This window comes from Brachybacterium endophyticum, from assembly GCF_003130585.1.
Lineage (GTDB): Bacteria > Actinomycetota > Actinomycetes > Actinomycetales > Dermabacteraceae > Brachybacterium > Brachybacterium endophyticum.
Genome location: NZ_QFKX01000002.1, coordinates 484919 through 508487, shown reverse-complemented (window position 1 = coordinate 508487; position 23569 = coordinate 484919). Strand labels below are relative to the sequence as shown.

The 23569-nt window shown below is 69.9% G+C and carries 27 protein-coding genes and 2 tRNA genes; 13 read left to right on the top strand and 16 right to left on the bottom strand.

The features are described 5' to 3' along the window. From nrdI to DEO23_RS06635, 3 genes are all read right to left on the bottom strand, one after another. Window positions 1-399, bottom strand: coding sequence for a class Ib ribonucleoside-diphosphate reductase assembly flavoprotein NrdI (gene nrdI, locus DEO23_RS06645; RefSeq protein WP_109275216.1), 399 nt, complete (start codon window positions 397-399; stop codon window positions 1-3). A gap of 45 nt (window positions 400-444) precedes the next feature. After that, window positions 445-702 (bottom strand): glutaredoxin-like protein NrdH, encoded by a 258-nt coding sequence (nrdH, locus tag DEO23_RS06640; RefSeq protein WP_165831751.1) that lies wholly within the window; start codon window positions 700-702, stop codon window positions 445-447. A gap of 644 nt (window positions 703-1346) precedes the next feature. Next, complete coding sequence (locus tag DEO23_RS06635; protein ID WP_109275215.1) at window positions 1347-2984, bottom strand: Gfo/Idh/MocA family oxidoreductase; 1638 nt, start codon at window positions 2982-2984, stop codon at window positions 1347-1349. On the opposite strand from DEO23_RS06635, the gene DEO23_RS06630 reads away from it, so the two are divergent. Both DEO23_RS06630 and DEO23_RS06625 read left to right on the top strand, forming a co-directional pair. After that, window positions 2983-3873: a lysophospholipid acyltransferase family protein gene (locus tag DEO23_RS06630; protein ID WP_240613256.1), complete on the top strand. Its 891-nt coding sequence runs from the start codon at window positions 2983-2985 to the stop codon at window positions 3871-3873. The two genes, DEO23_RS06635 and DEO23_RS06630, sit on opposite strands and share 2 nt — an antisense overlap. 32 nt (window positions 3874-3905) lie before the next feature. Further along, a complete protein-coding gene (locus DEO23_RS06625; RefSeq protein WP_109275214.1) occupies window positions 3906-4289 on the top strand; it encodes a universal stress protein in 384 nt (127 codons plus the stop codon). Between the two features lie 161 nt (window positions 4290-4450). Here DEO23_RS06625 and DEO23_RS06620 read toward each other — a convergent pair whose 3' ends face one another. The 3 genes from DEO23_RS06620 to DEO23_RS06610 form a co-directional block, all read right to left on the bottom strand. Further along, window positions 4451-5962: a catalase gene (locus DEO23_RS06620; protein ID WP_109275213.1), complete on the bottom strand. Its 1512-nt coding sequence runs from the start codon at window positions 5960-5962 to the stop codon at window positions 4451-4453. 169 nt (window positions 5963-6131) lie between these two features. Further along, window positions 6132-6596 carry a Fur family transcriptional regulator gene (locus DEO23_RS06615; RefSeq protein WP_109275212.1) on the bottom strand — a complete coding sequence of 155 codons (465 nt, stop codon included), beginning with the start codon at window positions 6594-6596 and terminating at the stop codon, window positions 6132-6134. A gap of 195 nt (window positions 6597-6791) precedes the next feature. Further along, window positions 6792-7061, bottom strand: a complete 270-nt coding sequence (locus DEO23_RS06610) for a hypothetical protein (protein ID WP_109275211.1) — start codon at window positions 7059-7061, stop codon at window positions 6792-6794. Between the two features lie 294 nt (window positions 7062-7355). Here DEO23_RS06610 and DEO23_RS06605 point away from each other — a divergent pair, with 294 nt between their 5' ends. Then, entirely contained in the window at window positions 7356-8450 is a 1095-nt protein-coding gene (locus DEO23_RS06605) for a sensor histidine kinase (RefSeq protein ID WP_165831750.1), read from the top strand. Between the two features lie 52 nt (window positions 8451-8502). Next, a complete protein-coding gene (locus DEO23_RS06600; protein ID WP_109275209.1) occupies window positions 8503-9306 on the top strand; it encodes a response regulator transcription factor in 804 nt (267 codons plus the stop codon). 29 nt (window positions 9307-9335) lie between these two features. On the opposite strand, the gene DEO23_RS16060 is transcribed toward DEO23_RS06600, so the two are convergent. Continuing rightward, window positions 9336-9503, bottom strand: coding sequence for a hypothetical protein (locus DEO23_RS16060; protein WP_165831749.1), 168 nt, complete (start codon window positions 9501-9503; stop codon window positions 9336-9338). Window positions 9504-9735: 232 nt separating this feature from the next. Here DEO23_RS16060 and DEO23_RS06590 point away from each other — a divergent pair, with 232 nt between their 5' ends. Next, complete coding sequence (locus tag DEO23_RS06590) at window positions 9736-9984, top strand: hypothetical protein (RefSeq protein ID WP_109275207.1); 249 nt, start codon at window positions 9736-9738, stop codon at window positions 9982-9984. A gap of 153 nt (window positions 9985-10137) precedes the next feature. Here the strand turns inward: DEO23_RS06590 and DEO23_RS06585 are convergent. The 4 genes from DEO23_RS06585 to DEO23_RS06570 all read right to left on the bottom strand — a co-directional run bounded on the left by DEO23_RS06585 (window position 10138) and on the right by DEO23_RS06570 (window position 13968). Next, a tRNA-Thr gene (locus DEO23_RS06585) sits at window positions 10138-10210 on the bottom strand. Window positions 10211-10330: 120 nt separating this feature from the next. Then, a complete protein-coding gene (locus tag DEO23_RS06580; RefSeq protein WP_109275206.1) occupies window positions 10331-12022 on the bottom strand; it encodes an alpha/beta hydrolase in 1692 nt (563 codons plus the stop codon). Window positions 12023-12142: 120 nt separating this feature from the next. Continuing rightward, the gene (locus DEO23_RS06575; protein ID WP_109275205.1) at window positions 12143-12976 is read right to left on the bottom strand and encodes a V-type ATP synthase subunit I domain-containing protein; all 834 of its coding nucleotides are present in this window, start codon (window positions 12974-12976) and stop codon (window positions 12143-12145) included. Continuing rightward, window positions 12973-13968: an ABC transporter ATP-binding protein gene (locus tag DEO23_RS06570; protein ID WP_109275204.1), complete on the bottom strand. Its 996-nt coding sequence runs from the start codon at window positions 13966-13968 to the stop codon at window positions 12973-12975. Before DEO23_RS06570 ends, DEO23_RS06575 begins: the two co-directional genes overlap by 4 nt. A gap of 138 nt (window positions 13969-14106) precedes the next feature. On the opposite strand from DEO23_RS06570, the gene DEO23_RS06565 reads away from it, so the two are divergent. Both DEO23_RS06565 and DEO23_RS06560 read left to right on the top strand, forming a co-directional pair. Then, window positions 14107-15243, top strand: coding sequence for a sensor histidine kinase (locus DEO23_RS06565; protein ID WP_109275203.1), 1137 nt, complete (start codon window positions 14107-14109; stop codon window positions 15241-15243). Next, window positions 15222-15911, top strand: coding sequence for a response regulator (locus tag DEO23_RS06560; protein WP_240613255.1), 690 nt, complete (start codon window positions 15222-15224; stop codon window positions 15909-15911). Before DEO23_RS06565 ends, DEO23_RS06560 begins: the two co-directional genes overlap by 22 nt. A gap of 62 nt (window positions 15912-15973) precedes the next feature. On the opposite strand, the gene DEO23_RS06555 is transcribed toward DEO23_RS06560, so the two are convergent. From DEO23_RS06555 to DEO23_RS06545, 3 genes are all read right to left on the bottom strand, one after another. Beyond that, entirely contained in the window at window positions 15974-16177 is a 204-nt protein-coding gene (locus DEO23_RS06555) for a helix-turn-helix domain-containing protein (protein WP_109275201.1), read from the bottom strand. Beyond that, window positions 16177-16671 carry a DUF2975 domain-containing protein gene (locus DEO23_RS06550; RefSeq protein WP_109275200.1) on the bottom strand — a complete coding sequence of 165 codons (495 nt, stop codon included), beginning with the start codon at window positions 16669-16671 and terminating at the stop codon, window positions 16177-16179. The genes DEO23_RS06555 and DEO23_RS06550 overlap by 1 nt, the downstream gene beginning before the upstream one ends. A 90-nt stretch (window positions 16672-16761) precedes the next feature. Beyond that, complete coding sequence (locus DEO23_RS06545; RefSeq protein ID WP_109275199.1) at window positions 16762-17508, bottom strand: SDR family NAD(P)-dependent oxidoreductase; 747 nt, start codon at window positions 17506-17508, stop codon at window positions 16762-16764. A gap of 85 nt (window positions 17509-17593) precedes the next feature. On the opposite strand from DEO23_RS06545, the gene DEO23_RS06540 reads away from it, so the two are divergent. Further along, on the top strand, window positions 17594-18154 hold the full coding sequence (locus tag DEO23_RS06540; protein WP_109275198.1) for a TetR/AcrR family transcriptional regulator: 561 nt from the start codon (window positions 17594-17596) through the stop codon (window positions 18152-18154). 39 nt (window positions 18155-18193) lie between these two features. After that, a complete protein-coding gene (locus tag DEO23_RS06535) occupies window positions 18194-18385 on the top strand; it encodes a class I SAM-dependent methyltransferase (RefSeq protein WP_109275197.1) in 192 nt (63 codons plus the stop codon). A 100-nt stretch (window positions 18386-18485) separates the two neighbouring features. Here DEO23_RS06535 and DEO23_RS06530 read toward each other — a convergent pair whose 3' ends face one another. Then, the gene (locus DEO23_RS06530; RefSeq protein ID WP_109275196.1) at window positions 18486-18803 is read right to left on the bottom strand and encodes an NIPSNAP family protein; all 318 of its coding nucleotides are present in this window, start codon (window positions 18801-18803) and stop codon (window positions 18486-18488) included. A gap of 218 nt (window positions 18804-19021) precedes the next feature. Between DEO23_RS06530 and DEO23_RS06525 the strand changes: the two genes are divergently transcribed. Together DEO23_RS06525 and DEO23_RS06520 are read left to right on the top strand one after the other, a co-directional pair. Next, window positions 19022-20134, top strand: a complete 1113-nt coding sequence (locus tag DEO23_RS06525; protein WP_109275195.1) for an FAD-dependent monooxygenase — start codon at window positions 19022-19024, stop codon at window positions 20132-20134. Between the two features lie 131 nt (window positions 20135-20265). Next, window positions 20266-21525: a hypothetical protein gene (locus DEO23_RS06520; RefSeq protein ID WP_165831748.1), complete on the top strand. Its 1260-nt coding sequence runs from the start codon at window positions 20266-20268 to the stop codon at window positions 21523-21525. Window positions 21526-21549: 24 nt separating this feature from the next. Here DEO23_RS06520 and DEO23_RS06515 read toward each other — a convergent pair whose 3' ends face one another. Continuing rightward, complete coding sequence (locus DEO23_RS06515) at window positions 21550-21921, bottom strand: metallopeptidase family protein (protein WP_109275193.1); 372 nt, start codon at window positions 21919-21921, stop codon at window positions 21550-21552. A gap of 120 nt (window positions 21922-22041) precedes the next feature. On the opposite strand from DEO23_RS06515, the gene DEO23_RS06510 reads away from it, so the two are divergent. Further along, window positions 22042-22114: transfer RNA gene (locus DEO23_RS06510), tRNA-Glu, on the top strand. 250 nt (window positions 22115-22364) lie between these two features. Then, a complete protein-coding gene (locus DEO23_RS06505) occupies window positions 22365-23525 on the top strand; it encodes an NAD-dependent formate dehydrogenase (RefSeq protein ID WP_109275192.1) in 1161 nt (386 codons plus the stop codon). Window positions 23526-23569 lie beyond the last annotated feature (44 nt).

The window sequence follows — 23569 nt, the reverse complement described above, 5'->3', positions numbered from 1 at the left end:
TCAGTGTCGCCAAAACTCTTCCAATCCGTCGTGAACTTGCTGCACGTCTCGCGGCGTGCCCAGCAGCTCGAACCTGTACATGTGCGGGACGCTGCACTTGGCGGAGATGATCTCGCCCGCCAGGCCGTACGCCTCGCCGAAATTCGTGTTCCCCGCCGTGATCACGCCCCGGATGAGTTTCCGGTTGCGTTCGTCGTTGAGGAACTTGATGACCTGCTTCGGGACTGCTCCGTGTCCGTTGCCGCCGCCATAGGTCGGCACCATCAGGACGTACTCCTCGTCCATGACGAGGGGGTCGTCCGCGCGATAGAGGGGGATCCTGCTGGCCGGCGTCCCCAGCTTCTGGACGAAGCGGTGGGTATTGCCGGACACGGAGGAGAAGTAGACGAGGGTGCCCATCCGCCTCACCTCCGCATGAACGGGTGCGTCAGATGACCGGGTGCGTCAGATGGCTGCGGTCTGCGCGCCCTGGGCGCCCGCGGCCACGACGGCCTTGATCTTGTCCGGGCGGAAGCCCGACCAGTGGTCCTCGCCGGCGACGACGACGGGCGCCTGGACGTAGCCCATCGACTTCACGTGGGCGAGCGCCTCGGCGTCCTCGGTGATGTCGACGACGTCGTAGGCGATGCCCGACTTGGTGAGGGCGCGCTTGGTCGCGTCGCACTGGACGCACATGGGCTTCGAGTACACGGTGATGGCCATCGGGCGATGCCTTTCTCGGAGAGTTCGGGCCGCGTGACCCGGCGCAGCGGATCCGGGTCGAAGGGACGGTGAGGGCGAGGGGCCGAAGGAGCGTCCGACGAGGTCGGAGAGGAGTTCCGACGGCCCGTCGAGCGGTGTCCGGAGAACTCCCGCGCCGACACCTCCAACACTACACCTAGTGGTGCCCCCTCGTCTGCACCACAAGATGTACTGAACTACAAGACTGTTATCCACAGCCCGTTGGTGACGGATTGTGGACGAGCGCGGACACGCTGGGGACGAACGCGCATCGTCTGCACGGATGCTGTGGACAGTGCTGTGGAACGGCCCGTGGAGGCCCGCCCGAGCGGTGGATGACGAGCGCTGCGCGGGTCGCTCGGCGGCCCTTCACGGACCCCGAATCCGGCTCGATTCGTGTCGCTCTCGGCGTGTCGCGGCGTGTCGTCCGCGGCCGACGCCCGAGGGTCCCTTCTCCCCCGTGGATCCACAGCCGGACGCCCGCTCGGCGTGTCGTCAGATCCCGTCGAGGACGGGGCCGACCGATTCCCACGACGTGGGCTCGTCCACGCCGCGAACGTGGCCCGACACGGAGCGACCCCCGGGGCGAGAGGTCCCGGGGGTCGCAGCGCAGCAAGGCGCGAGGATCAGGTGCTCGGGCGATCCGTCCCGTCGGCAGGGCCCTCCGGGCGGGGCCCGTCGGGACGTTCGCTGCCCGCGCGCTCACTGCCCGAGCGTGCAGCATCCGGGCGTGCAGCATCCGGGCCCGAAGCATCCGGGCCCGCGCCGTCCTCGAGCTGATCGGCCACCGCGGAGAGATCCTCGGTGGGCGCGGCGGGCGCCGGCCCCTCCTCACCTGACTGGGTGGGGAGAGGGCCGATGGTCACGCCGGTGGTCGCGGCGGCACTGCTCCCCCCGGTTGCCGAGGAGGCGTCCGTTCCGCGGTCGTCGGTCGCGGCACTCGTGGCAGAGGTCGCGGCCGCAGCCTCCGGCGCTCCCCCACCTGCCTCGGTGTCGGCGACGGCCGGGCCATCAGCCGCGGTGGCCTGGGCCTCGGCGCTGCTCCCTGCCTCGGAGGTGCCGGCCTCGGTCTTCCCCGGCGCGGCGTTCTCGGCCCCGCTGTCATCCACCTCGGCGTCCTCGTCCTCGGGGGCGGCATCGAGCGACCGCTCGTCGGCCTCGACGAGGGTCTTCAGGACCTCGCGCAGCAGCTCGACCTGTGCGAGCGCTTCGGCGGCGCCGGCATGCGGCTCCTTCCCGGACTCGACGAAGGCGTGGAAGGCCTCCCACATCGACTCGGCCGAGCCGAGGTCGGAGGAGCGGGAGGTGACCACGACCCGTCCGTGCTCCTTCTCCCGCAGCGAGCTGTGGGAGCGGGAGTCCAGGTGGGAGGGAGGCGCGATGTCGAGGTCGAGCCGCTTGCGGGCGGTGAGCACCTCGTAGGTTTCCGAGTACTCCGGGGCGAAGGGCAGGTAGTGCCAGACCAGCCGGACCGGGGACCCGTTCTCGAGCTCGCCCAGCAGCTCGATCGACCCCGGGATGACGCCGGTGGGCCAGTGCCGCACGCCCACGAGCTTCTCGACGGGCCCGTAGACCCGCTCGGTGACGGCCAGCTGGTGTGCCACGCCCGTCAGCAGCCCCTTGACGTAGAGATCACGGTCGCGCTGGGTCGCCCCCTCGCCGGTGCCGGCGACCACGGCCTCCTGCAGGTTCTTGCGCCGCTCCTGGCGCTTCTCCGAGGGCAGGTCGTAGGCCGCGGAGGTCACGTGCGCACGCGAGAACAGCGGCCCCGACGCGGGCATGAGCACCTCGTGGTCGATCATCCGCACATCGCGACCGCGCAGGTTCTCGGAGACCTCGTCGAGGACCTCGTCGTACTGCTGGGGGTAGGCCATCATCACCAGGCGCCGGCCCATCACGCGCTCGAAGTCGCGGATCCTCGCGACCTCGGCCGCCGAGTACCCGAGCGGCGGCTCGACGAGCACCGGGATCCCACGCTTCAGCAGCTGGAGGAGGTCCTCGACGTGCAGCCCGTCGGTCGAGAGCACGACGGCGTCCAGCTCGATCGTCTTGGCCCGCGCGGCGGTGATCAGGTCGGCGACGGTCTCGAAGCGCTGGTCCTCGCCGACGCCCCAGACGTCCGCGGACTCGCTGCGACGCCGCGGCGAGTGGTCCACCAGAGCGGTCACCGCGAACCGGTCCCAGCGGCGGCGCAGCACCGGCAGGTGCACGGCCTGCGCCATCGTTCCGGCACCGATGACGGCGATGTTCAGGATCCTCGGCATGAGGGCGGTCTCCTCGCGGGGTGGTCGTGTGCCGCTGTTCTACCACAGCGCGCTGATCCGGATCCTCCCCGGGGCCTGCACGGACAGCGGTCGGCTCAGGCTCTCACGCGAGGTCTCGCGCGAGCGCGGCCACACCGGCGGCGACACCGACTGTGTGCAGCGGTGTCTCCCGGTTATCGTGGGGCGCGTGCCGATGCTCTACTCCCTCGTGCGCCCCGTCCTGGGGCCGCTGTTCACCACCTACTGGCGTCCCCGCGTGACCGGTCTCGAGAACATCCCCACCACGGGAAGCTTCCTGCTGGCCTCGAACCATCTGGCCAACGTGGACAGCTTCCTCATCCCCGTGGTCAGCCCGCGGATGGTCCGCTTCATCTCCAAGGACGTGTACTGGAAGAACGGCGGAGTGATCGGCCGGCTCCAGAAGTGGTTCATGAGCTCGGTGGGCACGGTACCGCTGGACCGCGAGGCCCTCAGCTCCGGTCGCGGAGCCCTCGAGGCGGCCCTGCAGGTCCTCCAGGAGGGCAACGGCTTCGGCATCTACCCGGAGGGATCGCGCAGCAAGGACGGCCTGCTGCACAAGGGGCAGTCCGGTGCGGCCTGGCTCGCCCTGCAGTCCGGCTGCCCGGTGATCCCGCTGGGACTGGTGGGAACCCAGAACCTCTTCCGCGCGGGCAGGCTCCTGCCCACCCGGTATCGCGTGGACATGCGCTTCGGCGAGCCGATCGACTTCTCCGACCTCCCCACCGATCTCAGCACGGGGGCCCGGCGCCGGCTCATCACCGACAGGATCATGACCGAGATCCAGGCGCTCTCCGGGCAGGAGTGGGCACCCGGGGCAGCACCGCGCAGCGGCGGCACCCCCGCAAACGGCGACGGCGCGCTCGCGTAGGATCGTCTTCTCCCCCGACACAGGAGGTCAACGTGGCAGTGGTGGTCGGCTTCATCCCCACCCCGGTGGGATTCGACGCGCTCGACACGGCCCGCGCCCAGGCGGAGAGTCGGGGCGGCCCCCTGATCGTCCTGAACGTGGTGCATTCGAACGACGAGGACGATCCGCGCCACGCGAGCGACGGTGACCTCGATGCGGCGGCCGATCGCCTGCGCGGCTCCGCCGTGCGCGTCGACATCCGCCAGGAGACCAGCGACGAGGACATCTCCGACGTCCTGCTGGACACGGTCGAGAAGGAGAAGGCCGAGCTGCTCGTGATCGGCCTGCGCCGCGAGCGCGACGTCGCCCGTCACCTGCTGGGCATCACCCCGCAGAAGCTCCTGCTCTCGGCCCCCTGCGACGTGCTGGTGGTCTGAGGACCCGCGGCCGGCGACGCCGAGGACACCCTCGCCCGGCCGCGCCCGCCCACACATCCACCGCCCCTCCCCCGAGCTGCTGACGACGCCGAACAGCGTCTGGACAGCACGCGGCCCGGCGCCGAACGCGTCGACACCGGGCCACGGGAGGAGGGATCAGATCACTCCGAGAGCGGATCCGCTCCGGGGACCTGGTCGCCCTGGTCGCCGCGCACGGCCTTCTCGATGCGCTCGCCGACCTCCTGGTCGATCTTCTTCCAGTACTCGAAGGCGTTGGAGAGCACCGGCTCGATCACGGTCTCCAGCGCACCGGCGACGGTCTCGATCAGACGCTCGCGCTCGCCCTCGTCCATGACCTCACGGATGAGGGTGTGGGCCTGGCCGAAGTCGTCGTCGTCCTTGCGCAGCGTGTAGGCCTCGCGCACGAGGGTGCCGTCGGCCTCCCAGCCGTTGTCGACCGGGCCCTGCTCGTCCTGGTAGGCACGCCCGAAGGAGTTCGGCGCGTACACCGGCGCATCGCCGCTGTGGAAGAACTCCATCGACCCCTCCTTGTCGTAGGAGTTGGTCTTCACGACGGTGCGGTTCACCGGCAGCTGGTTGAAGTTCGTGCCCAGCCGGTTCCGGTGCGCGTCGGGGTAGGAGAACACGCGACCCAGCAGCATCTTGTCGGGCGAGACGCCGGTGCCCGGCACCATGTTCGAGGGGCTGAACGCGGCCTGCTCGATCTGGGCGAAGTGGTTCACCGGGTTGCGGTTCAGCGTGAAGCGACCGACGGGGATGCGCGGGTAGTCCTTCTTCGACCAGATCTTGGTGAGGTCGAAGGGGTTGAAGCGGTAGGTCTTCGCCTCCTCGTAGGGCATGATCTGCACCTCGACGCGCCAGGAGGGGAAGTCGCCGCCGTCGATCGCGTTGAAGAGGTCGCGACGGTGGTAGTCGCCGTCGAGGCCCGCGAGCTCACCGGCCTCCTCGTTGGTCAGGCACTCGACGCCCTGCTCGGTCAGGAAGTGGTACTTCACCCAGAACTTCTCGCCGGCCTCGTTGACCCACATGTAGGTGTGCGAGGAGTAGCCGTTCATGTTGCGCCAGGTCTTGGGCAGACCGCGATCGCCCATGACGTAGGTGACCTGGTGCGCCGACTCGGGCGAGAGCGTCCAGAAGTCCCACTGCATCGTGTTGTCACGCAGACCGGCATCCGGGGTGCGCTTCTGGGAGTGGATGAAGTCGGGGAACTTCATGGGGTCGCGCACGAAGAACGTCGGCGTGTTGTTGCCGACGATGTCGAAGTTGCCCTCCTGGGTGTAGAACTTCAGCGCGAAGCCGCGCACGTCACGCCAGGTGTCGGGCGAGCCGAGCTCACCGGCCACGGTCGAGAACCGCGCCAGCATCGGGGTCTTGGCGCCCTTCTGGAAGAGCCCGGCCTTGGTGTACTGCGAGACGTCCTCGGTGATCTCGAGCTCGCCGAAGGCGCCGGAGCCCTTCGCGTGCGGGCTGCGCTCCGGGATGCGCTCGCGGTCGAAGCGGGCGAGCTTCTCGACGAGGGCGACGTCGTGGAGCATCAGGGGGCCGTCGGTGCCCAGCGAGAGCGAGTTCGCATCGCTCTCGCGGCGTGCGCCGGCGTCGGCGGTGGACGGCTTGGTCGAATCGTGGTCGGCAACGGGGTCGAACGAGGTCACGATGTCTCCTTCAGGGGCGTGGTCCCGGCACGAGAGCGCCGGGAGGCGGGGCGTCCCCGTCGCGCCCGCAGAGGCGCTCGGGGTGTGGGCCCCGTCCCGCTCGGGCTGAGCGGGACGGGCGTCGCAGTTCGTCGCAGTGTTTGACGGATGTCGCGTTGTCCAGCAGTTATCAGGAAGCCTCGGCGCCGACCGGAGGGGGGGCACCGACCGGTTCCGATGCGGTGCGGCATGCGGAGCACACGCCGCGGAAGAGCACCTCAGCGACCTCGATGTCGAAGCCGAGATCGTCCGACGGTGTCAAGCACGGCGCCTCTCCGGTCGTGCAGGGCACGTCCTCGAGGCGACCGCACACCCGGCACACCATGTGGTGGTGGTTGTCGTGCCGGTGGATCTCGTAGCGGGCGGCGTGACGCGCGCCGGTGGCGACGCGCCGCAGCAGTCCCGCATCGGTGAGCGCATGCAGGACGTCGTAGACGGCCTGACGCGAGACCGTGCCGAGACGCTCACGCACCGCGGCGGCGATCTCGTCCGCCTCGGCATGCTGACGCTCGGCGACAACCGCTAGTGTCGCCAGCCGCGGAGCGGTGACGCGAAGACCCGCAGAGCGCAGGTCATCAGCCAGGTCGGTCGTCATACGAACAGGCTACTACGCTTTTTGGACCTGGTCCAGAAATCGACCGGGCACAGACGGAGTCCGCGAATCTTTCTGACACACCTCGGCCCGGTCGCCATGTGCGGCCGGGCCGAGGTGGGTTCGGTGCGGAGTCCGGCCGAGCCCGACACCACCGCGGAAAGCGGCGGGACGGGGCCCGATCAGGACCGCGGAGGATCAGCGGGGAAGCTGCTTGCAGATCCAGGGGAAGGTCGGGGCGATCCAGCAGATGACGGCCCGCTGGTGCAGAGGATCGGACGCCTCGATACCGCCCTCGATCGCTCGCTCGCGAGGCGAGGCGACTGTGTGGTTCGAGTCGGCGATGACCGCTCCATGGCTCTCGGACGCGAAGGCGGCACCGGGCACCGCCAGGGAGCCGACGAGCAGTGCACCGGCGGCGACAAGGGTGGTCAGGGGGCGGGTGGCGAAGGACAGCGAACGAGACATGACGGTTCTCCTGGGGTGTAGCTCCATGGGTGGGTGGCCGGGATCGGCCGTACGACCAGGGCCGCGCCTGCGTTCCCTGCACTTCACGTTCCGATCTGGGTGCAGATGGAGCCACGGTCGTGCTCGCACATTACGCTGAGCACAGTGAACTTCCAGGGGTCTGCCGTGCCGAAGGACGTCGCGCCTTCGCCGACGTCCCCTCCGCGGCGCCCCGAGCATCGGAGAGGCTCCCTGTGGTCACGTGCCCTGGGTGGCCTCTTCCGGCCCTCGGAGACCATTCCCGGCTCCCTGCGCGTGAGCGCAGGTGCCACCGTCGCGATCACCCTCTTCCTCCTGGTGCTCATCGTCCCCTCCACGCTCCCCTACGGCATCCCCTCGGCGTTGATGGGCGTCGGGCTCAGCCTCGGCGGCGGTCTGGCGATCGCGCGACCCGTGAGCGGCGGTGTCCTCATCGGGCTGATCCTCTCGGCCGCCCTCATCGACCCCGGGCTCACGCCCGGGCTCGGCGTGCTGGTCTCCCCGGTCGCCCTGGCCACCTGCGCAGGGGCGGGACGTCTGCTCCCGGCCATCGCGATCGGGCTCTGGCACACCGCGGTGATCACCGTGGCCTCCGAGCGCACCGCGCAGAGCAATGCCGATCTGGTCGCCAATGCTCTGGTCTGGATCTTCCTGCTCGCCGCTGCGTATCTTCTCGGGGCCCTGTGGCGCTCGATGATCCTCTACATCGGCGCCGAGCGCGCACGTCACGCCTTCGACCTCGCCGAGCAGCGCCGGGCGATCGCGCGCGAGCTCCACGACACCGGGGTCCGGGCGATCACCGAGGTCATCCTCCTGGCGGAGACCGCCCAGCGCGCCAAGGGTGTCTCGACGCAGGATGCCGAGGCCTTCGCCCGCATCTCGCGCACGGCGCGACTGTCCACCGACGATCTGCGCAGCCTGATGGAGTCGCTGCGCACGGAGACGTCGCTCGAGGACGGCATCCACGGATCGCCCGTGCACGCCGCGAGCTGGGATGACGCCCTGCAGGCTGCGCGGGACCGGCTCGAGGCCGCGGATTTCTCGGTCAACCTGATCTCGGAGGCGGAGGAGCCCGTGCCGCCCTCGGCCACCCCGGTGCTCCTGCGCTGCCTGTGGGAGGCCGTCGCCAACGTGATCCGGCATGCCGACCCTGCCGGGCCGGTCGCGATCATGTCCGAATCCACGTCCGATGGTGTCGAGCTGCTGGTGCGCAATACGATCGATGCCGACCCCGTCGTCTGCGTGAGCGGCGGCGTGGGACTGCGAGGACTCCGCGAGCGACTGTCGGCCGCCGGTGGATCCCTCGAGGTCCAGCGGGACGGGGAGATCTTCCTGACCCGCATCAGACTGCCCCGGGAACCGGGTCTGTGACGACAGCGCCGACCGCACCGCCCTCACCCCACCCCGAGAGGATCCCGCCCCGATGATCACCGTGCTGATCTGCGACGACGACCCCATCGTCCGCACCGCCCTCGAGGGCTACCTGGCCCGCGAGGACGACGTGCGCGTGGAGCGCGCCGTGGACAGCGCCGAGGCCGCTCTCGAGGCCCTCGGGGCGGTGCAGCCCGACGTCGTGCTCATGGACCTGGTACTGCCGGGCATCGACGGGATCACCGCGACCCGGCAGATCTGCGAGCGGCCGGGAGCTCCCGCGGTCATGGTGCTGACGACCTTCGGCACCGAGGAGCAGGTGACGTCCGCGATCCAGGCCGGCGCCGTCGGCTTCCTGCTGAAGTCCACGACGGCAGCAGCGCTGGCGGCGGCGGTACGCGCGGCAGCCGTCCGCGCCGGCACCATGATCACCCCGGAGCTCGCCGCCCACCTCGCCAAGACCGCTTCCCAGGAACGGTCCGAGGGCCCCCTGGCACCGAACGCGGCGGACGGATCGCTCCCGGCACCGAGTCCGAGCACGGCGAGCGCTGTCTCCCCCGACTCCGCGGGAGCGCCACGCTCTCTGCCCGCCCTGACCCCCGGGCCGGACTCCGTCCCGGACGCGGATGCCGCGGCAGCGACGTACTCGCTCACCGATCGCGAGCGCGACGTTCTCGAGCTGGTCTGCGAGGCCGAGTCCAACGCGCGCATCGCCGAACGCCTCAGCCTGTCGGAGTCCACGGTGAAGTCCCACGTCGGCTCTCTGATGACGAAGCTCGACTGCTCCTCGCGCCTGCAGGTCGCCGTGCGCGCCTTCGAACTGGGACTGGTCTCCGCGCCGCACCGACGCGGCTGAGAGGTCTCAGGGCGACGGTCCGGATGCGCTCATTCGCCCCGGCGGCGAGACATCCTCCGGTCCAGCAGGACACCGAGCACGAAGACCACCAGCGCGGCCAGTGCGCACACGAGCCGCACCACACCCGACGTCTCGCCGCTCCCCAGGAAAGCGGGAACCACGAGGAACACCAACCCGACGATGATTGTGGTCGCCATGAGCGAGACCCTCCTTGAGTTCGGTGTGCCCGGACCGTGGTCGTCCATGACGCCTCCTCGCTCGCGCGGACGGTCGTGACGACCGGCGCGACGCCCGGCGAAAGCATTGTTAGATCGTCTACGGGTCGGTACGGTACCGCGGACCGGATGATTGATGTCAAACCACAACTAAACCGGCGCGTCACTCAGCCGACCAGGCTTGCGTGGAGGCCCCGAGAACGACGGAGACGCGATGAAGCTCGAGGGACTGACGACCGAACACATCGGCCGCAGGATCACGGTTCACGGAGCCGGCCACCCCGCCGTCGGAGTACTCACCGGTCTCCGCAGAGCGGTAAACCGCTACCCCGTCCGTGCGCACGGCGACGGCGCCCCCTACGAGGAGCGCACCTGGGTCACGGTCTGGATCGACGGAACCGTCTACGAACCGCTCGAAGGCTGGCTCGTCGACGTCGACGTCGACGTCGACGATCTTGGCTGAGCGAAGCACCTTGGTCGACGAACGGCTCTCCTGCACATCACCCCTCGCACGCATCGGCCGGAGGCCGGCCGAGAACCGGCCACGGACGCGCTCCACGGCCAAACACGAACGGCCCCTCCCCAGCATCGAAGCTGGTGAGGGGCCGTTTCCCGGAGCCGCCTGCCGGAATCGAACCGGCGACCTATTCATTACGAGTGAATCGCTCTACCGACTGAGCTAAGGCGGCGTGTCCGCAGCGCACCGCGGACCTGGCTACTCTACGAGACCCGCGCCGGGAGGCGCAAAGCGGATCGGTGAGCAACGCGTCACGCCGCGCCGGCCGGCCATCGCGCAGCGCACTCCCCCGTCAGCAGGTCAGGCCCTTCTGGGGCGAGGTCCCGTCGATCAGGTACGCGTTCACGGCCTGCTCGACGCAGCCGCCGCTGCGGCCGTAGGCGGTGTGCCCGTCGCCGTCGAAGGTGATGAGCGAGGCGTTGTCGAGCTCCTTGGCGAGCTTCTTCGACCAGGCGTAGGGGGTCGCCGGATCCCTGGTCGTGCCCACCACCACGATCTCGCCGCTGCCCTCGGCGTGCACGGGAGCGGGCTCCCGCAGGGGCTTGACCGGCCACAGGTCGCACATGGCCTGCGAGTAGTCGGTCATGCCCGCGGCCGGGTACTCCTTCAGCAGGCGCTTGCTCTCCTTCTTCTGCCAGTCCAGGTCCTTCACCCCCGGGCGGTCCAGGCAGTTCACGGCGTTGATCGCGAAGAGGTCGTTGCCCTTGTAGGAGCCGTCGTCCTGACGGCCGGCCGAGAGGTCCGCCAGGGCCAGCAGCGCGGTGCCGTCACCGTTCTTCGCGTCCTTCAGGGCGTCGACGCCCAGGCTCCAGTAGTCGTTGCTGTACAGGGTCATCTGCATGCCCGCAGCCGCGAGCGCGCCGGTGAGCGGGCGATCGGGATCCGTCGTCGGCAGAGGCTCGTCGGAGATCGAGTCGAGCAGGTCGCTGAGCTCGCTGGTGGCCTGCTTCGGCGAGGAGGACTCCATCGGGCAGTCCTCGCGCTCGGTGCAGAACTTCGCGAAGGATTCGGTGGCCTTCTGGAACCCCTCGGCCTGGCCGGCGACGAGCTCGTCCGCCGTCAGGCTCGGCTCCATCGCGCCGTCCAGCACGAAGCGCCCCACCCGGTCGGGATAGAGGTCGGCGTAGATCGAGCCGAGGTAGGTGCCGTAGGAGAAGCCCATGTAGTTCAGGGAATCATCGCCCACGGCCGCGCGCAGCACGTCCATGTCGCGCGCCGCGGAGTAGGTGTCGAGGTAGGGCAGCAGGTCCCCGGAGTTCTTCTCGCACGCGTCGCTGATCTTCTCCATCCAGTCCAGGGACTTCGTGAGGCCCTCCGGGGTGCCGCCGTCGAAGGTGTCGGCGCGGTACTCGTCGGTCTGCTCATCATCGAGGCAGCGCACGCCCTCGGACCGGGAGACCCCGCGGGGGTCGAAGCTGACGAGGTCGTAGTTCCGGCGGACCTCCTGGTTGAACAGGTAGTCACCGTTCTCGGCGAGGAAGTCGACGCCGGAGTTGCCGGGCCCGCCGGGGTTGGTCATGAGCGTCCCCTTGGGGTCGCCGGTGGCGGGCAGGCGCACCATCGCGATCTCGACGTCCTCCGCCCCGGGATCGTCCCAGGCGCGCGGCACCTTGACGCTCGCGCACTCGAGGCCCGGGATCGCGGCTTCGTCGCGCACGCCCTGATCACAGGTCCCCCAGTCCGCGTGCTGGTCGTAGTACTCGGCGTAGTCCGAGCTCTCGGCCGGGTCCCCGGGCAGGTCCTTCGCGTGGGAGGTGCCGAGCTCCGCGAGCGGCGGGGTCGACCCGTCGCCGGACGCCCCGGCCGAGGACCCTGCCGACGCGCCGTCGCTCGCGCTGCTCGATCCCGATCCCTTCGATCCGCCGCCCGGCTGGTCGCCGTCGCCGCCGGCGTCGAGCAGGCTGCACCCGGAGAGCAGGAGCGCTGTCGCGGCGGCGCCGGCGAGCACGCGCAGGGCGCCTCGGTGCGAACGGGTGCGCTGCATGGGGCTGCTCCTGGGGATCGGGGGCACGGGGTGCCCGCCCATCCTAGGGACGCGGGCGCCCCGAGCCCCGTTCAGCCACGGCCGGCCAGGCCGATCTCGCGGATCAGCCGATCTCGCGGTTCAGCCGATCTCGCGGCGCGACCAGCGGATGGCGCCCGCGATGAACGGCAGGACGATGAGCAGCACGGGGGCCATGATGCTGGAGACCTCGATCTGGTTCGTCGCGATCGCCTGGGCCGCCGTCGAGAGATCCACGTACCTCAGCACGTCGGAGACCGTCTGCGAGCCCAGCGCGCCGATCAGGTTGCCGGCGATGGTGACCACGAACGGCACGACGATCGAGACGACCATGGCCAGGGCCGTGCCCTGGAGGAGCGTGGCGCAGGCGATCGCGAAGAGAGCCGAGAACAGGCCGGCGAGCCCCAGGCCCAGGATGTTGTCCCCGAGGTTCTGGAACGAGGCGCCGCGGCCCGAGACGGAGCCGACGAGCGCGGAGAGTCCCAGTGCGAGACCGAAGGTCACGGCCATCACCAGGATCGTGATCGCGAGCGCCGCGATCACCTTGGAGACCAGCACTCCCGTGCGGCGCGGGCGCAGCAGGAAGGTCTGCTGGATCGACTGCGGCCACTCCCCCGCGACCGTGAGCACGGTAAGCACCGGCAGCACGACCGAGAGGACGAGCGAGACGGCGATCAGGGCGCCGCCGGAGGAGACCTGGATGTCGGGCTCGAGGATGAGCGGCTGCAGGACCGTGGCGAGCAGGGCCATGCCCAGCACGCACACGCCGCTGACGGCCAGCAGGATCCGCATCGCCAGGGTGTCGAGCACCTGACGCAGGTCCAGCAGCGGACGCACGGTGCCGGGGGCACGCGTGGGACCGGCGGGCGACGCGCGGTGCGAGGGAGCGGACGCCTTCGAAGGCCCGGAGTGGTTCGGGGTGGTCGTCGTGGTCATGCTGATGCCTCCTGGGCCGCGGGCGCGGTGCTCGCGCGGTCGTCGTCGGTCAGGGAGAAGAAGACGTCCTCGAGGGAGCCGTCGCTCAGTCGCTGCAGCTCGGTCAGCACGAGGGAGTGCTCGAGGGCGAGGCGCCCCACGTCGGCCGGTTCGAGGGCGAGCGTGAAGGAGCCGTCGGACTTGGGGGTCGAGGCGACACCCGACGACTCGATCGCGCGGCGTAGGGCCTCGACGTCCGTGGCCGCCACGCGCGTGCCGCCCTGCGAGGTGACGTCCTCGAGAGTGCCCTCGGCGACGAGGCGACCGTGGGCGATCATGGCGACGCGGTCCACCGTCGCCTGGACCTCGTGGAGCTGGTGGCTGGAGAGCAGCACGGTGCCGCCGGCGTCGGCGAAGGAGCGCAGCAGGCGGCGCATCCAGCGGATCCCCTCGGGGTCCAGGCCGTTGGCCGGCTCGTCGAGCACGAGGGCGGCGGGGTCGCCGATGAGCGCGACGCCGATGCCGAGGCGCTGCCGCATGCCGTAGGAGTAGCCGCGCACGCGCTTGCGTCCCGCGCCGTCGAGCCCCACCAGGGAGAGCACCTCGTCGGCGCGGCTCGCGGGCATCCCGCAGGTGCGGGCCGCCAGGCGCAGCGTCTCGATGCCGGTGCGGCCGGGATGCAGGGTGCGCGCATCGAGCATGACGCCGATGGTGCGCGCTGGCTGCGGGAGCGCACGGAAGGGGGAGCCTCCCACGAGCGCGTGGCCGGCGTCCGCCTCGGCGAGCCCGGTGAGGATGCGCAGCGTCGTGGACTTGCCGGCGCCGTTGGGGCCGAGGAACCCGGTGACGCTCCCGGGCTCGCACAGCAGGTCGAGGCCGTCGACGGCTCGCTGTTCCCCGTAGGACTTGGTGAGGCCCTCGATGCGCAGCTCCAGGCCGCCCGCGGATGAGCCCTCTGTCGCCGATCCGGCGGCCCGGGAGCCGTCGGCGGCGCGGTGCGTGGTGGTGGTCATGGGGCCACCCTCCCGAAAGAGGCGTCGCCGCGGATCCGTCGGCAGGAGTGTTCGGCACCGACTTTGGTCGCCGCACGCGTGCCCGAGCTGCGACCGAAGGACGACCTGGCGCCGGTTCGCGCTGGATACAGTGGCCCGATGGAGCAGGAGGCGGTGCCGGGACGCCGGGCGTGGGTCGAGATCGTGCTGGTGATCGCGGTACTCGCCGAGACCGCCGGGCGGGTGGCGTGGAACCTCACCCAGCGTCCGGGCGAGGATCCGCTCTCGATCGTCATCGGACTGCTCGCGGGGCTCGCGCTGCTGGCCCGACATCGCTGGTGGCGCTGGCTGCTGCCCCTCGTGCTCGTCGTCGACGTCCTGGGCGCCTCCCAGGTGGTGCTCGCCGTCGCGACGTTCGCGCTGACGGTGCGACTGCGCGGCCGCTGGCAGCCGATCGGCGTGATGGCTCTCGCGGTGGTCGCCGGCGTCCTGCCGCACCTGGTCGACCCCTCCCATCCCACGCTCGCGGGCGCGATCGTGAGCGGTCTGGTCGCGGTGGTCGCGGGGCTGATGGGCATGTACGCCCGCGCGCGCTCGGAGCTGCTGCGCGAGCTCACCGGGCGGGCCGAGGAGGCCGAGCACCGCCGGGCGACCGCCGAGCAGGACGCCCGCCGTGCCGAGCGCACCCGGATCGCGCGGGAGATGCACGACATCGTCGCCCACAAGATCTCCCTGGTGGCCCTGCAGGCAGGAGCGCTCGAGGTGAACCAGAACCTCGAGCGGGAGGAGGTGTCCCGATCCGCCGGGCTGATCCGGGAGACCGCCGCCGATGCCCTCTCCGAGCTGCGCGAGGTGCTCGGTGTGCTGCGCGGAGAGGAGGAGGTCGCCCCGTTGAACCCGCAGCCCACCTGGGAGGACGTCAGGCGTCTGGTGGACGCGACCAAGGAGGCCGGGGTGCAGGTCGAGCTGTTCGACTTCATCGACGTCCGCGTGCCCGACGCGCTCGCTCGCACCGCCTACCGGGTGGTGCAGGAAGGGCTGACGAACATCCACAAGCACGCCCGTCACACGCGCGCCAGGGTCGCGCTGATCGGCGAGCCGGGCGACGACCTGCTGATCGAGATCAGTAATGTGCTTCCCAAGGGGTTCACCTCGGATCTGCCCGGAGCCCGCATGGGGCTCTCCGGCATCGAGACTCGGGTGACGCATGCCGGCGGGACATTCACGTCGGGCCCCACGGACGACGGACGTTTCGAGGTGAAGGCGGTGATCCCGTGGCCGAATCAGCAGGGGTGAAGCGGATCGCTCTGATCGACGACGACTCGCTGGTGCGCGCCGGGCTCGCGATGATCCTCGGCGCCGATCCGGGCATCGAGGTCGTCGGCGAGGGATCCGACGGGAACCAGGCGGTGCAGCTCGTGCAGCGCCACCGGCCCGACGTGCTGCTGATGGACGTGCGGATGCCCTCGATGGACGGCATCGCCGCCACCGAGGCCGTGTGCGCCGAGACCGATCCGCCGAAGATCATCATGCTGACCACGTTCGACATGGACGAGTACGTGTTCGAGGCGCTCGAGGCCGGGGCGAGCGGGTTCCTGCTCAAGGACACTCCCCCGCAGGACCTGATCCGCGCCGTGCACGTGGTCGCCCAGGGCGACGCCATGCTCGCCCCGACGGTCACCCGGCGGATGCTCTCCCACTTCTCGCAGTCCAACCCCGGCGCCCAGAGCGCCGAGCATCCCGGCCTGGATCAGCTCACCGAGCGCGAGCGCGAGGTGCTGGGTTCGGTGGGCGCGGGGCTGTCCAACGCGCAGATCGGCGAACGGCTGTTCATGAGCGAGGCGACCGTGAAGGCGCACGTCTCGAAGATCTTCGCCAAGCTCGACTGCTCCAATCGCGTGCAGATCGCGATCATCGCCCACGAGGCCGGACTGAGCGGAGGGCTCGACCCGGCGGAGGGGTGAGCGGGGCGGGTCCGTGCGACTCGCTCACATCAACACCCCGCCCGCGGATCCGCCGCGTCGCCTCAGTCCTCGTATCGCAGCAGGTCCCCGGGCTGGCAGTCCAGGACTCTGCAGATCGCGTCGAGGGTCGAGAAGCGCACCGCCTTCGCGCGCCCGTTCTTGAGCACCGCGACGTTCGCCGGGGTGATGCCGACCGCGTCCGCGAAGTCCCTGACACTCATGCCGCGCTCGGCCAGCATGCGATCGATCGTGATGCGGATCGGCATCACACCACCTCGTCCAGCTCGGCGCGCAGATGGATGGCATTGCCCAGCAGGGACCGCAGCACGAGCGTGATGCAGATGGTGGAGACGAGGGCGATGCACGCCATGACCTGGATGAGCGCGAGGAAGGGGCTCCCGGCCTGACCGTTGCTGATCACGAAGAACCCCACGACGATCAGCACGGCAGCGCACCCGAGGGTGGCGACCAGCACGTCGACCCAGCGCAGGGACGGGCTCGTCAGCATGGTCCCGCTGTGGACGCGGTGCACGAGCAGCCCGACCATGGCCAGGGCGATGAGCCCGAGAATCGTGAAGGTGATCGCGACCGCGAGGAGCGGGCCACGAAGGCCTGCGTACTCGGGAAGGGTCGCGGCGGCGTCCGCAGAGAACCCGGGAAGCAGAGCGATGGCACCGAGGCCGACGAGGAAGAGCACGATCAGGAGTGCTTCCGTGGCGACGACGAGGGCGAACGGCGGGCGTGGGAGATCTCGAGTCATATATCGAGTATCGATAGGTTTCTATCGAAAGTCAATAGGCATCCGGAGGCGGCGCTCACGATGCACCGGCCCCTCACCCCCGTTCGGCACTCACATCAACACCCCTCCCGACACCTCGATGCGCTCGCCCGTCGCCCACCCGAACTCCGGCGACACCAGGGCAGCGATCGCGCCGGCGATGTCGCCGGGCTCGCCCACACGCCCCAGCGCGGTCTGCCCGGACAGCATCTCGCGCATGGAGTCGCTGTCGCGCATGGCTCCCCCGTTGAAGTCGGTGGCCGTCGGCCCCGGTGCGATCGAGTTGACCCGGATCCCCCGTGGCCCCAGTTCGAGGGCGAGACTGCGGGTGAGCGCCTCGAGCGCCTGCTTCGATGCCGCGTAGACGGAGGTGGCCGGACTGACGTGCCGGCTCAGCGAGCTCGACACGTTCACGATCCGCGCGCCCTCCGTGAGGTGGGGCAGGAAGGTCTGGGTGACGAACAGCGGACCTCGGACGTTGACCTGGAACGTGGTGTCGACGTCCTCCGGCGTGATCTCTCCGAGCGGCGCGAAGAGCCCGACCCCGGCGTTGTTGACCAGCACGTCGATCATTCGGGCGCCCCACTGCTGCTCGATACCGGCGAGCGCGGCGTCACGGGCCGACGCGATGGACGCGAGGTCGGCGACGTCGAGCCGGACCGCGAGGGCCTCACCGCCCGACGCGGCGATCTCGTCGACGACGTCGCTCGCGTCCCCTCGCGCGGCAGCGACGATCTTGATGCCGTTCCGGGCGAGGACGAGCGCGGTGGCCCGGCCGAGTCCGCGGTTGGCTCCGGTGACGAGGGCGATGCGTGTCATGTCAGCTCCGATAAGTAAATGAATACTTACCGCTAAAGTAGACCGGGTCCAAGCGCCCGTCAACACCGAACTCGAGGGAACCCCGATGCCACGTGACGCCGACGCCACGAAGGAGCGGATCCTTGCCGCAGCGACCGCGGAGTTCGCGACCCACGGCTACGCCGGCGGGCGCGTGGAGCGGATCGCCTCGCAGGCGAAGAGCAACGTGCGGATGATCTACGCGTACTACGGCGGCAAGAGCAGCCTGTTCGATGCGACCGTGGCGGAGGCGCTGCGGCGTATGGCCGAGAACGTCCCTCCGCGCCCGGACGACCTCGCCGAATGGGCCGGGGACGTGTTCGACCACCATCAGCGCTTTCCCGACGTGCTCCGGCTGAGCATGTGGGCCCAGCTCGAGCGGCCGGAGGCCACTGCCGAGCCGAGCGAGGCCTATCGCGACAAGACGCTCGCCGTGGCGACGGCCGACGCGAGTCCCCTCTCGCCCGTGGACGTCCTCGTCTTCGTCTACGCCATCGCCCAGGCCTGGCAGCTTTCCCCCGCGGGGCTCACCGGCCTCGAGGAAGCGACGGACGAGAGCGAGACGGTCGCTGCCCGCCGACGCTCGGTCGTCATCGCCGTCGAGCGGATGCTGCAGAAGGGACCCTGAAGCGAAGCCACTCCGCATCGCATGGGAAAGAATCGGCGCATGAGCACCTGGGGCGACGTCGCCGACGCCTATCCGCGATCCTTCGGGAAACTGTGCGCAGGGACTGTGGATCGCCTGCTCGAGGACACCGGACCCGGGTCACTGCTCGACGTCGGCTGCGGCGCAGGAGACCTGGCTGCACGAGCCGAGTCGGCAGGACGCAGCGTCACCGCCATCGAACCGTGGCACTGAACTTCGCTGCCACGGCCTCGTACGTGCTCGCGACGAAAACAGCGGGCTGATCAAGGTTCACGTGATGACGATGCGCAGCGACGTCATGCCAGGGCACCTCTCACTCACTGGAGCCCTCGGTGACCGGCCGCAGGAACGTGCGCTCGTAGCGACGCACGCAGCCCGACTCGTCACGGATCCTGTCCGCCGCGATGAAGTCCGGATCGACGCCGAAGAGCTCGCGGTACCGCTCGTAGTCGGCGAGGCTCGGGAAGCTGAACAGGGCGTACGCGATGTCGCTGGCCCCTTCGGCCGGGAGGAAGTACCCGTGGTGGACGCCGCCGTGGCGGTTCACGAGCTCGATCCAGCGCCGGGCGAACCGCTCGAAGGCCTCGATCTGCTCAGGGTCGATCTCGTACCGGACGTGGCAGGTAATCATGCGGCGAGACTATGCCGGTCGCGGGTGCGGCCGGCAGGAATCGGAGAGATGGGCCCGTAGGTTCAACCGATGTTCCCGAACCGCCCTCCGACCGGAAGATCCCGGACGCTCCGCGCCGTCATGGGCGGAGGACTACAGTCACGACGAACGCCGTGAACCTGCTTCCGGACCACAAATCTGAACCGAGAGGGACCACGATGGGGTCGAACCCTACGGACATGCCGAACCGAGTGCTGATCTCCGGCGCGGGGTTCGCCGGTCTTGCGTCGGCGTTCTGGATGCGACGACTCGGCTATCAGGTCACGGTCGTGGAGACCGGCCACGGGGTGAAGAAGGGCGGGACGCCCGTCGACATCCGCGACGAGACGATCGCGATCGTCGATCGGATGGGCCTGCTCGAGGCGATCCGCGCGAAAGCCCTGCCGCCCCGTGCGACGGAGCTGGCGACCGTCGACGGCGGCGTGATCGGCCGGATCGAGCCCTCGCCGCCAGGCGTCGACGGACCCGCCGACGGCTACGAGATCCACCGCGACGATCTGCTGGCGATCCTGTTCGCCGCGATCGAGGATGACGTCGAGCTCCGCTTCGGGAATTCCATCGTCGAGCTGACGGACGTGGAGGGCGGCGTACGGGCCTCCTTCCGCGACGGTTCGACCGGGGAGTACGCGCTCGTGCTGGGCTGCGACGGCAACCATTCGACCGTCCGGCGCCTGAGGTTCGGCCCCGAGAGCGGCTACAGCCGCTTCCTGCGCAACTACTTCACCGTCGCCATCGTCGGCGACACGTTCATCCCTGCCGACACCACGCGGATCCTCAGCCTCCCGGGCCGGACCCTGATGCTGAACTCCTACGAGACGACCACGGACATCGTCCTCGCCTTCCACGCCGACGAGGAGATCGCCTACGACTACCACGACGACGAGGAGCAGAAGACGCTCCTGCGCACGGCGTTCGCCGATGCCGGTGGCCCGTTCGTCGAGATGGTCGAGCGAGCCGTCACCGCGGACAACTTCTACTTCGACAAGCTCAGCCAGATCAGCGTGCCGAGCTGGTCCTCCGGCCGCATCGCGCTGGTGGGCGACGCCGGGTACTGCGCATCGCCCGCGGCGGGGATGGGCGGTTCGCTCGCGATCATCGGCGCGACCGCGCTGGCCGACGCCTTTTCCACGGCCGGTGGCGACATCGACGCCGCCTTCGTCGAGTACGAACGCACCCTCCGGCCCACCGTCGAGCGGATCCAGACCCAGGCCGCGGAGAACGGCGTCTCGCTGTTCTTCCCCGAGACCGAGGACGCCATCCGGACGCGCAACGCCGTCTTCCTCGGGAACTGACCGCCTCGCATGGCCACACCGCGGCACCGGACGACCTCACACCGCCCAATACCCGTCCTTCGCGCACGCAGATGGGACCATGAGCCATGCCTCCCGGTCCCGACGCACAGACGCCGACGTCCTCACTCGCGGTGACGGTGGGACCCCTGCGACACACGTGGCCCGCGCTGGTCCTGCCGGTCGTGCTGGGCGGTGCGAGCGTCGCCATGGTCGTGCTCACCCAGACCTGGGTGTACATCGCCGGGTGCCTCCTCCTCGGGCTGGCCCTCCTCCTGCTGCTGCGCGCCGTGCTGCACGGACGCGTGCGCACCGTCCTCGCACCTCTCGCAGGTCTCGCCGTGGCGGCAGCGACCCTGTGTCTTCCGATCCTGGTGACGGCGGTGCGCGTGGACGGCGCGGTCGCCTGGCACCGGGACGACCTCCCCCAGGACGAGCACTCGGCTCCCTATGTCGGGAAGAACCACCTGGTCTTCACACGTGGGGGCAGGACGGAGGTCGTGGAGACCTCGTCCGGACGGACCCTGAGCACCGACGGAGCCGACCGCGAGAGCAGCCGTCTGTCGTCGTCGGGCGATGTCTACGTCGAGTCCGAGGCCCTCGACGGATCACGGGACGTCTGGCGGGTATCCGACGGCAAGCGGACCCGGGTGGGGTCGTTCGTGGTCCCCGAGAACGGCACGCTGGACGTGATCGCCGCCGAGGACGGGTACGCCGCGGTTCGCATCTGCCCACCGGAGAGCGACACGTCGGCGACGCCCACGACCTGCCGCGTCACCGGGACCACCCCGGACGGGAGCACGGGCTGGTCCACCGAGCTGGGCTACGGGACGGGCTACGACCTCGATCGGCACCCGATCCCTCTGCGCGGCTTCGGGATGGATCCGGGAACCCGTGATCCGGTTCTGCTCGATCCGCGCACCGGCAGCACCGAGGCCCCCGCGAACCCGGACCTCGATCCCGATGTCCTCATGAGCACGTACACCCCCACCGAGCCCCGCTCGAGCTCCTTCGAGGTCGACGAGGCCCACCCTCAGCGGCGCCTCGCGGAGACCCCCGGGTTCGCGTTCGCCCTGGAGGATTCCACGCTCTTCGTGGAGCCCGACGGCGCGAGGGCCTGGCGCCAGCAGATCCCCGGCGCCCCTGCCGATCAGCAGGTCGTGGCGGTCGCGAACGGGCAGGTCGTGATCACCTCGAAGCCGACCGCCTGGTCCCCGTACCGCAGCTGGCTGCACCCTGATTCCGAGCAGGTCACGGTGCTGTCCGCGAAGAACGGGACGATGCTGACCACCACCGAGATCCGCCATCCCGGCGACATCCACCCCACCGGTGGACACTTCGTCCTGGTCTCACGGGGCGACGGGCACGAGAGGTCCTGGGACGTCGTCGACTAGAGCACTTGCGGGAGGCCCGCGACCTCACCCCCACCCGAGTTCGTGCAACCTCGACTCGGAGAGTCCGAACATGTGGCCGAGCTCGTGCAGCACCGTCACCCGGATCTCCGCGCCCAGCTGGTCGCGGCTCGCGCACACCCGCTGCATGGGGCCGCGGAAGATGAGGATCCGGTCGGGCTCGATGTAGCTGTCGAAGGTGCTGCGCTGGTCCAGGGGGATGCCGTGGTAGATGCCGAGCAGCTCGGAGCTCTGACGGCCGTCGCGAACCGGGTCGGGCTCCTCCTCGATCAGGATCACCACGTTGGACTCCGCGATCAGTCGCGCGGTCTCCTCCGGCAGGGAATCCAGGGCGTCGTCGACTGCTTCCTCGAAGTCCTCGTGGCTGATGCTGATCATGCGCTCATCGAACCACGCGACCCTGCGGGAGTTCCCTGTGTCCTCCCGATGTCGGGTGTGCCGCATCGAGCGGGAACCCGTTCGCGACCCGCGCCCCCGGATCGGTATGCTTCCGCGTGGGCCCCCATCGTCTAGTGGCCCAGGACACCGCCCTTTCACGGCGGCGACACGGGTTCGAATCCCGTTGGGGGTACTTCTCTTCTCCATGCGAATGGCTCTCGAGCCCTCTCCGCCCGCGCCCGCACGGCACCCGCCACCGGCGACTCCGACGGCAGCGAGCTGCAGACCGCGATGCTCTGAGAGGCCCACCCTCCCCTGCCGCGACGCCTTCCCCGTGTGTTTCGATGGCTGTCCCGGGGCATTCCCGAGCGGACGCGCCTCGGCGCGATGCGGTGGACACCGATCGCGACGGCGTCCGCTCATGTCAGAAGGAGCTGACCATCATGGCGACGATCCTCTGCGTCCTGTATCCCGACCCCCAGGCCGGCTACCCGCCGCCCGCCGTGCGCGACTCGATCCCCGACGTCCCGTGGCAGGTGGGAGGCGAAGACGCCCCGAAGCCGGAGGCTCCGCTCGGATTCACCCCCGGCGAGCTGGTGGGCAGCGTCTCGGGTGAGCTGGGCCTGCGCGACTACCTCGAGAACAACGGCCACGAGCTCCTCGTCACCAGCGACAAGGACGGCGAGGACTCCGCGTTCGAGCGTCTGCTGCCGAAGGCCGACGTCGTCATCTCCCAGCCGTTCTGGCCCGGCTACCTCACGAAGGAGCGGATCGCGAAGGCGAAGAAGCTGAAGCTCGCGATCACCGCGGGCATCGGCTCGGACCACGTCGACCTCGACGCGGCCGCCGAGGCCGACATCACCGTCGCCGAGGTGACCGGCTCGAACTCCGAGAGCGTCGCCGAGCACGTGGTGATGATGACGCTCGCCCTCGTGCGCAACTACCTGCCCTCCCATGCGATCGCCCAGGCCGGTGGCTGGAACATCGCCGACTGCGTCTCCCGCGCCTACGACGTCAAGGGCATGTCCTTCGGTGCCGTCGGCGGCGGGGCGATCGGCATGGGCGCGCTGCGCCGCCTGCAGCCCTTCGGTCTCGATCTCCACTACTCCAAGCGTCACCGCCTGGACGAGGAGACCGAGAAGGAGCTCGACCTCTCGTACCACGAGGACATCGGCGAGATGGCGAAGGAGATGGACATCCTGAGCCTGCAGATCCCGCTGTACCCGGCGACGCGCCACATCATCGACGCCGACATGCTCTCCTCGATGAAGCGCGGGACGTACCTGATCAACTGCGGGCGCGGTGAGCTGGTGGACCCGGACGCGGTCGTCGAGGCCGTGCACTCCGGGCAACTGGCCGGGTACGCGGGCGACGTCTGGAACCCGCAGCCTCCGAGCGCCGAGGACCCGTGGCGGACGATGCCGTTCAACGGGATGACCCCTCACGTCTCCGGCACGACCCTCTCCGCGCAGGCCCGCTACGCCGCCGGCGCCCTGGACATCCTGCAGCGCTTCCTCGAGGGCACCGGGATCGAGGAGGACTACCTGATCATCGACGGCGGCGACCTCGCCGGCACCGGGTCCAGCACGTATCAGCTGAGCTGATCCGGCCGGGTCCGCTTCTGCGACGCCGACCCAATCCCGGGCTC